This window comes from Blastococcus sp. SYSU DS0539 (genome assembly GCF_054050855.1).
In genome coordinates this window covers 1-13526 of the sequence record NZ_JBJHAF010000009.1, presented here as the reverse complement: position 1 = coordinate 13526, position 13526 = coordinate 1, and the positions used below count along the sequence as shown (strand labels likewise).

The 13526-nt window shown below is 74.6% G+C and carries 14 protein-coding genes and 2 tRNA genes; 11 read left to right on the top strand and 5 right to left on the bottom strand.

Annotation, left to right across the window (positions count from 1 at the left end; translation table 11 throughout):
- Positions 1–79: 79 nt before the first annotated feature.
- Positions 80–763 (bottom strand): heme exporter protein CcmB, encoded by a 684-nt coding sequence (locus ACI790_RS12380; protein WP_456570073.1) that lies wholly within the window; start codon positions 761–763, stop codon positions 80–82.
- Positions 760–1410: an ABC transporter ATP-binding protein gene (locus ACI790_RS12375; RefSeq protein WP_456570072.1), complete on the bottom strand. Its 651-nt coding sequence runs from the start codon at positions 1408–1410 to the stop codon at positions 760–762. The genes ACI790_RS12380 and ACI790_RS12375 overlap by 4 nt, the downstream gene beginning before the upstream one ends.
- 145 nt (positions 1411–1555) lie before the next feature.
- Here ACI790_RS12375 and coxB point away from each other — a divergent pair, with 145 nt between their 5' ends.
- The 9 genes from coxB to ACI790_RS12330 all read left to right on the top strand — a co-directional run bounded on the left by coxB (position 1556) and on the right by ACI790_RS12330 (position 9236).
- On the top strand, positions 1556–2512 hold the full coding sequence (gene coxB, locus ACI790_RS12370; protein WP_456570071.1) for a cytochrome c oxidase subunit II: 957 nt from the start codon (positions 1556–1558) through the stop codon (positions 2510–2512).
- A complete protein-coding gene (gene ctaD / locus ACI790_RS12365; RefSeq protein ID WP_456570070.1) occupies positions 2509–4413 on the top strand; it encodes a cytochrome c oxidase subunit I in 1905 nt (634 codons plus the stop codon). The genes coxB and ctaD overlap by 4 nt, the downstream gene beginning before the upstream one ends.
- Complete coding sequence (locus ACI790_RS12360; protein WP_456570069.1) at positions 4410–5018, top strand: cytochrome c oxidase subunit 3; 609 nt, start codon at positions 4410–4412, stop codon at positions 5016–5018. The genes ctaD and ACI790_RS12360 overlap by 4 nt, the downstream gene beginning before the upstream one ends.
- Entirely contained in the window at positions 5015–5485 is a 471-nt protein-coding gene (locus ACI790_RS12355; RefSeq protein ID WP_456570068.1) for a hypothetical protein, read from the top strand. Before ACI790_RS12360 ends, ACI790_RS12355 begins: the two co-directional genes overlap by 4 nt.
- Positions 5482–5862, top strand: a complete 381-nt coding sequence (locus ACI790_RS12350; RefSeq protein ID WP_456570067.1) for a c-type cytochrome — start codon at positions 5482–5484, stop codon at positions 5860–5862. The genes ACI790_RS12355 and ACI790_RS12350 overlap by 4 nt, the downstream gene beginning before the upstream one ends.
- The gene (locus ACI790_RS12345; protein WP_456570066.1) at positions 5859–6689 is read left to right on the top strand and encodes a c-type cytochrome; all 831 of its coding nucleotides are present in this window, start codon (positions 5859–5861) and stop codon (positions 6687–6689) included. Before ACI790_RS12350 ends, ACI790_RS12345 begins: the two co-directional genes overlap by 4 nt.
- Positions 6686–7510 (top strand): QcrA and Rieske domain-containing protein, encoded by an 825-nt coding sequence (locus ACI790_RS12340; RefSeq protein WP_456570065.1) that lies wholly within the window; start codon positions 6686–6688, stop codon positions 7508–7510. Before ACI790_RS12345 ends, ACI790_RS12340 begins: the two co-directional genes overlap by 4 nt.
- The gene (locus ACI790_RS12335; protein WP_456570064.1) at positions 7507–8781 is read left to right on the top strand and encodes a cytochrome b N-terminal domain-containing protein; all 1275 of its coding nucleotides are present in this window, start codon (positions 7507–7509) and stop codon (positions 8779–8781) included. Before ACI790_RS12340 ends, ACI790_RS12335 begins: the two co-directional genes overlap by 4 nt.
- A gap of 164 nt (positions 8782–8945) precedes the next feature.
- The gene (locus tag ACI790_RS12330) at positions 8946–9236 is read left to right on the top strand and encodes a hypothetical protein (RefSeq protein ID WP_456570063.1); all 291 of its coding nucleotides are present in this window, start codon (positions 8946–8948) and stop codon (positions 9234–9236) included.
- 109 nt (positions 9237–9345) lie between these two features.
- Here the strand turns inward: ACI790_RS12330 and ACI790_RS12325 are convergent.
- Positions 9346–9422 (bottom strand) — tRNA-Met (locus ACI790_RS12325).
- Positions 9423–9503: 81 nt separating this feature from the next.
- Positions 9504–11093 carry a BCCT family transporter gene (locus tag ACI790_RS12320; RefSeq protein WP_456570062.1) on the bottom strand — a complete coding sequence of 530 codons (1590 nt, stop codon included), beginning with the start codon at positions 11091–11093 and terminating at the stop codon, positions 9504–9506.
- Positions 11094–11272: 179 nt separating this feature from the next.
- Here ACI790_RS12320 and ACI790_RS12315 point away from each other — a divergent pair, with 179 nt between their 5' ends.
- Positions 11273–12610, top strand: coding sequence for a threonine/serine ThrE exporter family protein (locus ACI790_RS12315; protein WP_456570061.1), 1338 nt, complete (start codon positions 11273–11275; stop codon positions 12608–12610).
- A gap of 114 nt (positions 12611–12724) precedes the next feature.
- Entirely contained in the window at positions 12725–13249 is a 525-nt protein-coding gene (locus ACI790_RS12310; RefSeq protein ID WP_456570060.1) for a hypothetical protein, read from the top strand.
- An 82-nt stretch (positions 13250–13331) separates the two neighbouring features.
- Here the strand turns inward: ACI790_RS12310 and ACI790_RS12305 are convergent.
- A tRNA-Met gene (locus tag ACI790_RS12305) sits at positions 13332–13408 on the bottom strand.
- Between the last annotated feature and the right edge of the window lie 118 nt (positions 13409–13526).

The following is a 13526-nucleotide window of genomic DNA, read 5'->3' as shown; positions in this document are numbered from 1 at the left end:
GCGCACTCCTCCTGTCGACCGGTCTCCGACCGGGAAAGGCTCGGAAGGACAGCTGGGTCAGCGGGGCGGGGCCAGCCTCTCACTCCTCGAGGAGGTAGGGGAAGACGGCCCAGGCCGCCGCCCCCACGACCAGGTCGTAGGCGACCAGCAGGACCAGCCACGGGAGGGGCTCCGCGGCGAGACCGGCCTGCGTCCCGGCCAGCAGGGCCGGCAGCCCGGTGGGGAGCACCAGCGCGGCGAGCAGCCCCGCCCCGCGGGCCGAGGCCGCCAGCAGCGCACCGAAGACCGTCGTGCTCGCCGCGACCCCGACCAGGCCGAGCACCGCCGCGGCGCCCCCGGCGACGGACAGCGGCCCGTCGAGCAGCAGGACGGCGAGGAAGCTGCCCGTGGCCCAGGTGACCGCCAGCGCGGTCCAGAGGACGGCCGCCTTGGCCAGGAACAGCGCCCCCGGCGGGACGAGGCCGCGCAGCAGGTCCCAGGAGTCCTCGTCCCGCTCGGCCGCGGCGACCAGGCGGGCCAGCGGCACCGCGGCGGTGAGCACCAGCAACCAGACCAGGCCGGGCGCCGCCGCCCGGAGCGCGGCGGGATCGGGCCCGAACACCAGGCCGCCGAGGACGATGCCGGCCGCGACGAACGGCAGCACCGACGGGAGCGCGTCGACCCCGCCCAGGGCGATCCGGACGTCCCGCCGGACGAGCACGGTCACCACGCGGAGGACGCCGACGGGGGGCCCCGCCGTCCCGCCGCGCTCCCGGTCGCTCACCCGAGCACGGTCGCGGCGCCCGCGACCAGTTCCAGGCAGGCGTCCACCGGGCCGAGCTGCCCGGCCACGTCCGAGCCGGCGACGAGCACCGCCGAGCCGGCACCGGCCAGCGCCTCGATCGTCCGGCGCACGGCCTCCCGGCCGGCCGCGTCGAGGTGCTCCAGCGGCTCGTCCAGGCACACGACCGCCGGGGCCACGACCCGCGCCACGGCCAGGGAGACCCGCGCGCGCTGGCCCGCCGAGAGACGCCCGGCCTCGCGCTCCCACAGGTCCTCCGGCAGCCCGCAGGCGGACAGCGCCGCCGCGGCGCCGGCGGCCGGGCGCTCCCGGCCGGCCAGGGAACCGGCGAAGGCGACCGCGTCGAGCGCCCGCTGCCGGCGGCGCGCGGCAGCACCGGGCCGCAGGTACAGCGCCTGCCCGGTCACCGACCGGGATCCCGAGGTCGGCTCCATCAGCCCCGCCGCGATCCGGAGCAGCGTGGTCTTGCCGGCGCCGTTGCCCCCGCTGACGACGCAGACCGCCCCGGCGCCCAGCCGCAGCGTGAGCGGAGCCAGCGCCGTCCGGCGGCCGTAGCAGCGGGCCACCTCGTGCAGGGAGAGCACCGGCGCGTCCACCGCGCGGGAGCCGCCGGTCCTCGACTGGTTCATCGTGCCGAGGATCGTGCCACTGCCGCGCGCATCGGGGGGCTCCGCGTCCGGTTGTGCGGGCGGGTCCAGCCACTAGGGTCGGACGGGACCGCAGGGGATGCGCCCGGGAGGGCGGGTCCGCCCACCCCCACGGAGGTTCGCGATCGTGCCTGCCGAACTGTCCCCGGTGGCGGCGCCGGGGCCGGGGTCGGTGCTCGATCCCGTCGGTCCGGAAGCGGCACAGATCGCCGGGCTCACCTGGTTCATGATGGTCCTGGGCGGCCTGCTGTGGCTGGCCACCGTGGTCTTCCTCGTGCTGGCACTGCGCCACCGCGCGCACCGCGCGCCGCGCGCCTCCGACCGCGGCGCCAAGGCGTTCATCGCGGTCTGGGGCGTGGTCGTCCCGATCGTCGTGCTGCCCGCCGTGTTCGCCTACAGCCTCGTCGTCGGGGTCGACATCTCCCGGCCGGCCCCACCCGGTGAGCTGACGGTCGAGGTCGTGGGCCACCAGTTCTGGTGGGAGGTGCACTACCCCGACGCCGGCATCGTGACGGCGAACGAGATCCACGTCCCGGTCGGGCGCCCGGTCCGGCTGGAGATGACGTCGGCGGACGTGATCCACAGCCTCTGGATCCCGCCGGTCGCCGGCAAGCTGGACCTGCTCCCCGGCCGGACGAACACGCTGTCGTTCCAGGTCGACGAGGCCGGCACCTACCTGGGCGAGTGCGCCGAGTTCTGCGGCATCCAGCACGCCCGCATGCAGTTCGTCCTCGTCGCCCAGCCGGAGGACGAGTTCGCGGAGCACCTGCGCGCACTGCAGGCCGGGAGCGCGGAACCGGACACCGACCTCGAGGAGGCCGGCCGCGCGGTGTACCTGGCCGCGGGCTGCGGTCAGTGCCACCGGATCGAGGACGTCAGCGAGGGCGACGACTTCGCGCCCGACCTCACCCACCTGGCCACCCGCGAGACCATCGCCGCCGGGATGCTCGAGTACACCCGGGGCAACCTGGCCGGCTGGATCCTCGATCCCCAGGGCCTCAAGCCGGGCGTCCGCATGCCCCCGAACAACCTCACCGGCGACGACCTCCAGGCCCTGCTGGCCTACCTGGAGAGCCTGCGATGACCGCGCTGCAGGATCCCCCCGCCACCGAGGACCGGCTGGCCGCGACATGGGCCACGCCACCCGGGCTGGCCGGCTGGTTCACGGCGCTCAACCACAAGCAGGTGGGCCAGCGTTTCCTGATCACCGCGTTCGTCTTCTTCGGCCTGGGCGGCATCCAGTCGGTGCTGATGCGCTGGCAGCTCGGCAGCGCCGAGAGCACCTTCCTCGACGCGCAGACCTACAACGAGCTGTTCACCATGCACGGCACGACGATGATGTTCCTGTTCGCCGTGCCGGTGGGCGAAGCGTTCGCGATGTACTTCCTGCCGCTGCTGCTGGGCACCCGGGACCTGCCCTTCCCCCGGCTGACCGCGTTCGGCTGGTACATCTACGTGCTCGGGGGGATCTTCCTCTACAGCAGCTTCCTGTTCGGCCAGGTGCCCGACGGCGGCTGGTTCGCCTACACCCCGCTGACCGGGCCCGAGTACACCCCCAGCGCCGCCATGGACTTCTGGCTGCTCGGCGTGACCTTCGTGGAGATCGCCACCATCGCCGGGGCGATCGAGCTGGTGGTGCTGATCCTCCGCAACCGCGCCCCCGGCATGAAGATCAGCCAGATGCCCCTGCTGGCGTGGAACGTGCTCGTCACGGGGATCGCCGTCATCTTCGCGTTCCCGCCGCTGGTGGTCGCCAGCGTGCTGCTCGAGCTCGATCGCAAGATCGGCACGCACTTCTACGATCCGGCGGCCGGTGGCGACTCGTTGCTCTGGCAGCACCTCTTCTGGTTCTTCGGCCACCCGGAGGTCTACATCATCCTGCTGCCGGGGCTGGGCATCGTCTCCACGATCGTGCCCGTCTTCGCCCGCAGCCGGATCGTCGGCTACAGCCTGATCGCCGTCTCGACGGTCGCCATCGGCATCCTGTCGTTCGGCGTGTGGGTGCACCACATGTTCGTCACGGGGATCCCGCAGCTCGGGCTGGCCTTCTTCTCCGTGGCGAGCCTGTTCATCCCGATCCCGAGCGCGATCCAGGTCTCGGCGTGGATCGCCACCATCTGGCAGGGCCGGGCGGTGTGGAAGACGCCGTTGATGTACGTGGTCGGCTTCATCGTGATCTTCGTCCTCGGCGGGGTCACCGGGGTGATGGTCGCCTCCGTCCCGTTCGACCAGCAGGCGCACGACAGCTACTTCGTCGTCGCCCACTTCCACTACGTGCTGATCGGCGGGATCCTCTTCCCGGTGCTGGCCGCGGTCCACTTCTGGATGCCGAAGATGACCGGCCGCCTGCTCGACGAGCGCATCGGCAAGGTCGCGTTCTGGCTGACCTTCATCGGCTTCAACGTGACGTTCTTCCCGCTGCACATCACCGGCCTGCAGGGGATGCCGCGCCGCCTCTACACCTACGCCGAGAACACGGGGTGGGAGGTCACGCAGTCCATCGCGACCTGGGGCACCGTCGTCCTCACCCTGGGCCTGCTCATGACGCTGGGGAACGTGGTGCTGTCGGCCCGCTCCGGCGAGCGCGCCGGCGACGACCCGTGGGGCGGGGAGACGCTGGACTGGTACGCGACCTCGCCCCCGCCCGCCTACAACTTCCGCGGCATCCCTGAGGTCGCCAGCCGTTCACCGCTGTGGGACACCCGGCCGTTCCGGCCGAAGTACGACCCGGCCACCTGGCAGGACGAGCTGCGCGAGCCGCGCGCCCCGGTGCGCCAGGTCGTGCTCACCAGCGTCCTCGACGCCGCGCCCGAGGAGCTGGTCACCCTCCCGCAGAAGTCGTGGTGGCCGCTGCTGATGGCCTCCTCGCTCACGCTCGCCCTGATCGGCACGATGATCGACGTCTACCCCGTCGCCCTCACCGGTGTGCTCGTCGCCGTCGTCATCGGCGCGGCGTGGATCTGGGACAGGCAGGACCGGCTGTGAGGACCAGCGGGCACGCCGGGGAGACCGCACCCCGTCCGGCCGCGCACATCGCCCGGGGCACCGGGTGGTGGGGGATGCTGATGCTCCAGCTCGTCCTGGTGTCGATGCTGGCGGCGCTGGAGTTCGCCTACTTCTACCTGCGCGACGGCTTCGACACCTGGCCACCCGATCCGGCGCCCGCCCCCGCGCTGGGGCTCACCGCGGTCGCCACCGGGCTGCTGGTCCTCAGCGCCGTCCCGGTGGCCGCGGCCCACCTGTCGGCACGGGCGGGGCGGGCCACCGGCCGGGACCCGGTCGCGCTCGCCGCCGCCGTCGCCCTGGGGGTGGCGTTCCTCCTCGTGCAGTTCGCCGACTACTCCGCGAACGACGTCGACCCGCAGCGCGACGTCTACGGCTCCCTCTTCCTCGCCCTCGCCGGCTTCCACCACGTCAACGCCGCCCTGGCGCTGCTCGGGCTGGGCATCGTGCTCCTGCGCGTGCGCTCCGGTGGCATGCGGCCGCGCGAGCAGGAGATGACGGTGACCGCCGCGCACTACTGGTACTTCGTCGTGTGGTCCTGGCTCGTCGTCGCCGCCACCCTCTACCTGGTGCCGAGGTTCTGGTGACCGCCGCGACCCCGGAGACCAAGCGACCCGCCGGCCGCCCGATCCTGTTCTGGTTCGGGGTGGGCGGCGGCACCGCGGCCTGGCTGCTGCACCTGCTCGTCGGCTACTGGTCCGTCGAGGTGGCCTGCCCCACCGAGGGCCCGGCGCTCCCCGTCTTCCTCGTCGTGCTCACCGTGCTGCTCACGGCCGTGGCCGCGGCCGCGAGTTGGGCGTCGTGGTGGTCGATGCGGCACCTGCCGCCGCAGGAGGAGTCCGCCGCCGTTCCCGGGCCCGAGCCCCGGCCGCTGCTGCCGTGGCGGCGCCGACGGGACCCGGAGAGCGCCCCCCCGGCCGGCGCCTGGGACCCCGTGCCCAGCCCCGCGCGGAACCGGATGCTGGCACTCTCCGGTCTCACCATGAACCTGCTGGCGGTCGGCCTCATCGTGCTGGCGCTGCCCCCCGTCCTCGTGTACGGACCGTGCTGGTGACCGGCCGCCGGGTGCCGGGCGCGCGGCTCGGGGTGCTCGCGGTGGCCGTCGCCGCGCTGACCGCGTGCACGAGCGCCACCGGGGAGCCCGACGACTCGGTCGAGGCCGGCCGCGTCCTGCTCGACGAGTACGGCTGCGTCGCCTGCCACCAGGTGCCCGGCGTGGCCGGCCCCCAGGGGCGGGTCGGGCCCCCGCTCGGCACGATCGCCGAGCGGCGGACCCTCGCCGGCACCCTCCCCCACACACCGGACAACCTGCGGCGCTGGATCCAGGACCCGCAGGAGATCGACCCCGGCAACCTCATGCCCGACGTCGGGGTGACCGACGACGACGTCGACGCCATCGTCGCCTACCTGTACTCACTGGGTTCCCCGTGAGCCGCCGGAGACCGACCGCCGCGCGCCTGCTGCAGGTCCTGGCGCTGGTCCTGGCCTGCGTGGGCCTGACCCTGGTGACGGCTCCCGTCGAGGCCGCCCCCGCGCCGGCGCCGCCGGCCGAGGAGGTCGTGGCGGGCGGCACGGTCTACCAGCGGTACTGCGGGATCTGCCACAACAACGACGGCAGCGGCATCCCCGGGACCGGCGTGGAAGCGGGGCCCGACCTCCGCGGCCTCCCGGTCGCCTACGTCGACCTGGTCATCCGCACCGGGCGGATGCCGATCCTGCACCGGCCGGTCGGAGCCGTGGAGGAGGAGCTCACCGACGCCGAGCGGGAAGCGGTGGTCGCCTGGATGACCGAGGAGTTCGAGCTCGCGGGCGGGATCCCGGAGGTGGGGGCCGGGGACCCGGGCCGCGGGCAGCCGCTCTGGCTGACCAACTGCGCGCCCTGCCACAGCGCGGCCGGGAACGGCGGCATCTCGGCCGACGGGACGATCGCCCCGGAGGTCACCGGCGTGGACCCCACCGGGATCGTGGAGGCCCTGCGGGTGGGCCCGTTCGAGATGCCCCGCTTCGGTGACGAGGTGCTCAGCGAGCAGGACGCCGCGGACATCGCCGCCTACGTGCAGGACCTCTCGACCGCCGAGACGACGCCGCTGGGCCTGTCGGACATCGGGCGGGTGTACGGCGGGGTCTTCACCGCGCTCCTGGCCCTGGCCGTGCTCGGCGCGCTGGCCGTCGTCGCCCGCAGCGGCCGGCGCCCGGACGTGCGCCCCGAGGGCCCGCGGGCGGGCGTGGCGGAGGAGACGGAGGACCCGCAGCGATGACGGGAACCGGACCTCCTGCCCGCGCCACGGACCGGCTGCGCGGGCCGGTACCCATCGGCGTGGGCGCCGTCGCCGCCGCCCTCCTCGCGGCCTTCGTCGTGGGTCTGGTCCTGGACTGGCCGACCGGCGCGCTGGGCCTGACGCTGACCGGCGCCCTCCTGACCGCCGCCTTCCTCGCCGGCCGGTTCCCGCCCACCGCGCAGGAACTGGTCTGGCCGCACGAGCGCCGGGCGGGCGACGCCCCGGTCGCGGCCGCCGCGGCGGCCGCCGTGAGCACCCCGGTGCGCCGGCGGTGGGTGCTCGGTGGCCTCGGCGGGCTGGGCCTCGGCGCCCTCGGCGGCGCCGGGCTGCTCGCGTGGCTCGGCCGCGACCGCGGCCCGCAGACCGCCTGGCGCCGCGGCGTCCACCTGGTGACCGCGGAGGGGCAGCGGATCCGCGCCGCGGAGGTGCCGGTGGGTGGCTTCGGCACCGTCTGGCCCGAGGACGCGGTCCGCGCCGACCTGGCGGCCGTGGTGCTGGTCCGCCTGGCGACGCAGGAGGCCGAGCCGCCCACGGTGCTGGAGTGGGTGGTCGGTGAGCGCCTCGTCGCCTACTCCAAGATCTGCACCCACGCCGGCTGCCCCGTCGGGCTGTACCAGGAGGACACCGACTCGCTGTTCTGCCCGTGCCACCAGGCCACGTTCGACGCGGCGCGCGGAGCGGTGCCCACCTTCGGCCCGGCGTCCCGTCCGCTCCCCCAGCTGCCGCTCGGGGTGGACCGCGACGGCTTCCTCGTGGCGACGGGCGATTTCCCGACCCCGATCGGGCCGGTGCGCGGATGAGCGTGCAGGAAGGCCCGGCCCGGCCCCGGTGGCTGCGCGAGCTGTTCGTGCCGACGCACTGGTCGTACCTGCTCGGACCGGTCGCGGTCGTCTCCTTCGGAGTGCTGCTGCTGACCGGCCTGGTGCTGACGTTCTTCTACCAGCCCTCCACGGAGCTCGTGGAGTACGACGGCTCCGCCGCCCTGTACGCCGGCCGCGAGCTCCCCGCCGCCTTCTCGTCGGTGGTCACGATCAGCGAGGACGTGCCCGGGGGCCTGCTGCTGCGCCGGGTGCACCGCGCGGCCAGCTACCTGTTCGTGGCCGCGCTGCTGCTGCACGTGCTCCGCGTGCTGCTGGCCGGCGCGTTCCGGGGACGCCGGTTCACCAACTACCTGGTCGGCCTGGTGCTGCTGGCCCTGGCCCTCGCCCTGGGCTGGACCGGTCAGAACCTGGTCTACGACGTCGTCACCGGCAGCAGCGTCCGGATCGGGTACACGATCGCGGCGAGCATCCCCTACGTCGGCGAGGAGCTCGCCGACCTGGTCTTCGCCGGGCCCGACGTGGACGACGTCGTCCCGCGGTTGTTCTGGCTGCACGTCCTGCTCCTGCCAGTGGTCTTCGCCCTCGGCCTGGCCGTCCACCTGTGGCTGGTCGTCCGGCACCGGCACACCGTGCTCCCCCGGCGGAAGCAGGCCGACGGCCGGCTCGTGGTGGCCGTGCCCAGCGGTGCGGGGCTGCGGTCGCGCGCAGGGTTGCTCGCGCTGCTGGTCTGCGGGCTGGTGGTGCTCGCCGGGACGCTGGTGCCCTTCGGCGACGTCACGCACATCGGCCCGTTCCTGCCCGGTGTGGCAGGCAACGACATGTACCCGGACTGGTACCTGTTCCCGATGGAGGGGGCGATCCTGCTGCTGCCCGCCGTCGATTTCACCGTCCTCGGCGCGACGATCACCAACCCGCTGCTCGGCGGGGTGCTGCTGCCCCTGGTCCTGGGCGGTGCGGCCCTGCTCTACCCGCTGCTGGAGTGGCTCTTCCGCCGGCGCCGCCCCGCGGAGCTCGATCTCGACGAGCACCCCTTCCACGCCCCCGCCCGGGTCGCCTTCGTGACGCTGCTGGTGACCGTCACGGTGGTGACCTCCCTCGGCGCGGCCAGCGACGTGATCGCCCAGCTGGCCGGGATGCCGGTCGCCGACGTCATCCGCATCCTGCGGATCGCCTTCGTGACGGCTCCGCCGGTGTTCGCCGTCGCCATGTTCTGGTACGCCCGGCGGCGTTCCCGGCAGCTCGCGGCCTGAGCCGGTCGGCCCACCCGGAGCTCCTCGAGCCCGAGCCCCGCGGTGACCGCGGCCGACCGGCAGGCAGTCCACGGCGCCCCAGAGCGCGGCGAAGTCGCCGATCCGGGCGCCGTACTCTGCGCGCGAGGCACCGCGCCGCCCCACGACGCATCCCGGGAGGACCGATGAGCGCAGGAGCAGACCCCGGCAGCTCCGGTGGGCCGCACGATCCCGAGTTCCGCGTCGGGCGCGGAAAACCGGCCCGGCGGCGGATGATCGCGCTCGCCGCCGGGGTCATCGTGATCATCTTCGCCGTCCTGCTGACCGTATGGCTGCTCGGCAGGTCCGCCGCCGACGCGGAGAGCACAGGCGGGGCCGGTAACGCCGCGCAGCACAGCGCTGGGGCGGAACCGGTCACGGCCGGGCCTGCCCGGACCTCGGTGGACCCTTCTCCCGGGAGCGAGCGGGCCGCCTGACCTGCATCGGCGCGGGCATTTCGCCCGGGCGGCGGATCGGCAGTCGGCCGGCAACGACGAAGGCCCCGCCCGGCCCCGTTTCCGGAGCGGGCGAGGCCTCTGCCTGCGGTGGTAGCGGGGACAGGATTCGAACCTGCGACCTCTGGGTTATGAGCCCAGCGAGCTACCGAGCTGCTCCACCCCGCGTCGGTAGAAACCAGCCTACACCGTCGTCCGGGGTTGCGTCCGCCGGCCCCGCGGTCGAGGCGACCACGGGGCCGATCGGGGTCAGGAGGGGCCGGACGTGCCCCACGGCACGGCGGCCGTCGCTCCGGCGCCGGAAGCCCCGTCGGCCGACGGTGTGGCGACGACGGGGGCCGGCTCGCCGCGCTCCTCCCGGCGGGGGACCCGTGGTTCCTGCCGCAGCGCCTTGATCAGCGAGACCAGCACCATCAGCAGCACGATCGCGAACGGGAACGCGGCGATGATGGAGGCCGTCTGCACCCCACCCAGTCCGCCGCTGACCAGGAGCGCGGCGGCGGAGGCCGAGATCACCAGGCCCCAGACCACGCTCACGACCCGCGCCGGGTCCGCCCCGCCGCGGCTGCTGAGCGAGCCCAGCACGAAGGTGGCGGAGTCGGCGCTGGTCACGAAGAAGGTGACGATGAGGATCATCGCCCCGACACCGGCCACCAGCCCGCCGGGCAGCGTGTCGAGCAGGGCGAACAGCTGCGACTCGGTCGGCTGGCCGGCCAGCTCGGCGCCGTCCTGCTCGGCGAGGATCCCGGCGGTCCCGAACACGGAGAACCACAGGCCACTGACGAGCGTCGGCACCCCCAGCACCCCGATCACGAACTCGCGGATGGTGCGGCCGCGGGAGATGCGCGAGATGAAGGTCGCCACGAACGGCGACCAGGAGATCCACCACGCCCAGTAGAAGACGGTCCAGCCGTTGATCCACTCCGACCGCTGGGGGTCGAACGGGCCGGTCTGCAGGCTCATCGTGGGGAGCTGGGTGAGGTAGCTGCCGACCGTCGTGGTGAACGCGCCCACCAGCCGGCCGGACGACGCGGTGAACAGCACGAAGGCGAACAGCGCCACGGCGAGGACGACGTTGACGGTCGACAGCCACTTGATGCCGCGGTTGATCCCGGAGAGCGCGGAGATCAGGAACAGGACGGTGACCACCGCGATGATGGTCAGCTGCACGCCGGAGCCGATCGCGATCCCGTCGTCGAGCGAGGCCAGGCCACCGTTGATCTGCGCGGCGCCCAGGCCGAGCGACGTCGCGACGCCGAAGACGGTGGCGACCACGGCGACCGTGTCCACCGCGGCGCCCAGCGGGCCGTCGACGCGGTCGCCGAGGATCGGCCGCAGCGCACCGCTGATGGTGGCCTTCCAGCCACGACGGAACCGCGCGTAGGCCAGGGCCAGCGCCAGGACGGCGTAGATGCCCCACGGGTGCAGGCCCCAGTGGAAGAACGAGTACCGCAGCGCGTCGCGGGCGGCCTCCGTGGTCCCCGGGTCGGCCGTCGGCGGGGTGAGGAAGTGCGACACCGGCTCGGCGACGCCCCAGAACACCAGGCCGATGCCCATCCCGGCGCTGAAGAGCATCGCGAACCAGGCCCGGGTGCTGTACTCGGGCCGGTCGTCGTCCGCACCGAGCCGCACCCGTCCCCACCGCGAGGCCGCCACCACGATCACCGCGACGAGCACGATCGTCGCCGCCAGCAGGTAGAACCACCCGAACCGGTCGACGACGAAGGTCCGTGCCGAGCCGGCGGCGGAATCGAGGGCCTCCGGCCACACCGCCCCCCAGAGCACGACGGGGAGCACGATGGCCAACGAGGCCCAGAAGACGACGGATGTTCTGCGCACGGGCGAGGGAGTCCTTCGGTCGGGGACGGGCAGCGGGCGGCCGACTTCGACGCCGCGGCACCTGTAGTGGTGCGCTAGCTCGATCTCCCAGACTCCACGAAGCGGGCGCCAGAGCGCAGCTTACGGCGCGTGAGAAGGCCCACGCCCGCCGACCCGGAGGCATCGGGGATCGTGGACCGGTGCCGCCCCAGCCCTCCGGACAGCCGGACGCGTACCGCGCCGTCGATCTCTCGCTCCGGGTGGGCGAGCTGCTCCTCTCCGCCGGAGCCAGCGCAGCCGAGGTGACGGCCACGTGCACGGTCGTGGCCCGCTCCTGCGGCCTGCAGCGGGTGGAGTGCGACATCACGTTCACCTCGATCACCGTGTCCGGCCATCCGGCCGCCGGCGCCGCCCCCGTCAGCGGCCTGCGCCTGGTCCAGCAGCGCGAGCTGGACTACTCCCGCGCCACCGCTGTCCACAACCTCGTCGGCGACCTGGCCGCCGGACGGGTTCCCCCGGCCGAGGCCGAGCACCGGCTCCGGGTGATCGCCGTCGCCCGGCATCCGTACCGCCGGTGGGTGGTCACGACGGCCCGTGCCGTCCTGGCCGCCGCGGTGGCCCTGCTCCTCGGCGCGGGTGCCGTGGTGACGGTGGCCGCGTTCGGCGCCACGGTGCTCGTCGACCTCGCCATCGACCGCCTGGGCCGCCGCGGGCTGCCCGCCTTCTTCCTCAACGCCGCCGGTGGCCTGATCGCCACGTCGGTCGCGCTGGCCCTGGTGGCCGCCGACATCGGCGTCCGCCCGTCGCTCGTCATCGCCGGCGGCATCGTGCTCCTGCTGCCGGGTGTCACGCTCGTCGGCTCCGTGCACGACGCCATCACCGGCTTCTACGTGACGGCGAGCGCGCGGGCCTTCGAGACGTTCCTGCTCACGGCCGGGATCATCAGCGGGGTCGCGGTCGGCCTGTCGATCGGTGTCCGGCTCGGCGTCCCGGTGGCGATGTGGGACCCGCCGGCCAACGCCCTGGCCGACGTGCCGCTGCAACTCGCGGCCGCGGCCGCGGCCTCGGCCGCCTTCGCCGTCGCCAACCACGCACCCCGGCGGGCCGTGCCGCCCGCGGCGGCCGCGGGCGCGCTCGGCTGGGCCGTCTTCCTGGGCCTGGACCAGCTGCGGCTGTCGGTCACCCTGGCGACGGCGACCGCCGCGATCGTCATCGGCCTCGGGAGCTTCGTGCTGGCCGGCCGTCAGCGCGTGCCCTCGCTGGTGTACGTGGCCGCCGGCATCATCCCCCTGCTGCCCGGGCTCGCCATCTACCGCGGCCTGCGCCGGCTGACCGAGGGCGACACCCTGGGCGGGATCACGCTGCTCGGCACGGCGATCACCGTGGGCCTGGCCCTGGCTGCCGGCTCGCTGCTCGGCGAGTACGTGGCCCAGTCGATGCGGCGCACCCGGCTCCCCGGTGAACGGCGCCTGACGGGCCTCGTCCAGGCCCGCGCGACCCGCGCGAGGAGCGGTGCCGGCCGGGCGGCTCGGGCGTGACCCCGGGCGGTCGGCACAGGCGCGTGTGAACGGTGGGACGGCACCGTCACACCCGCCTCAGGGGCCGTGCGCGCCTTCGGCACCCGCGCCGTCGGCGCACCTAGAGTCCGGCTCGTGGCGGGGGACGGAACGGCGGGCAGGTTCGTCGGTGACCCGCAGCCGGTGGAGATCCACCACCGCGGGATCTGGTACTCCGGCGAGCTGCTCGGCTGGCGGCACACCCCCGAGGGGCGCGTCTCCGCCCGCGTGCGGTGCACGATCGACGGGCTGCGGCACTCGACGTGGAAGGACCTGGCGGAGCTGCGCCTGCCCGACCCGGCGCACCCGCCGCGGCGCGAGCCGTTCCCTGCGGCACCCGCCCTCCCGACGGTCGGCATCGGCCCCGTGGCGGAGGAGGACCGCACGCGGCCGCACACGTTCCTGACCGCGCTGACCAGCCGGCCACGACCGCCCGCGCACGCGGCCACCCCTCCCCCGGCCGCGGGCGTGCGCACCCCGCCCGCGGCGCACACGCACCCCGCCCCGGCGCCGGCGCGGCCGCGCCCGACGCCGTACCGCCGGGCGCCCCGGCAGGGCGACGACCGGTCGCCCGACCGGACCGGCGCCCGCACCGCCGGCGAGCGGCTCAGCACGGTGTGAGCGGTCTCCCCACCGGCGGGACCCCGCTGCTCCGTGGACGAACGACGAAGGCCCGGCCCCTGAGGGGGCCGGGCCTTCGTGGTGGTAGCGGGGACAGGATTCGAACCTGCGACCTCTGGGTTATGAGCCCAGCGAGCTACCGAGCTGCTCCACCCCGCGTCGTGACACCAGCGTACCAGGCCGGGGGGGGGGGGGGGGGGGGGGGGGGGGGGGGGGGGGGGGGGGGGGGGGGGGGGGGGGGGGGGGGGGGGGGGGGGGGGGGGGGGGGGGGGGGGGG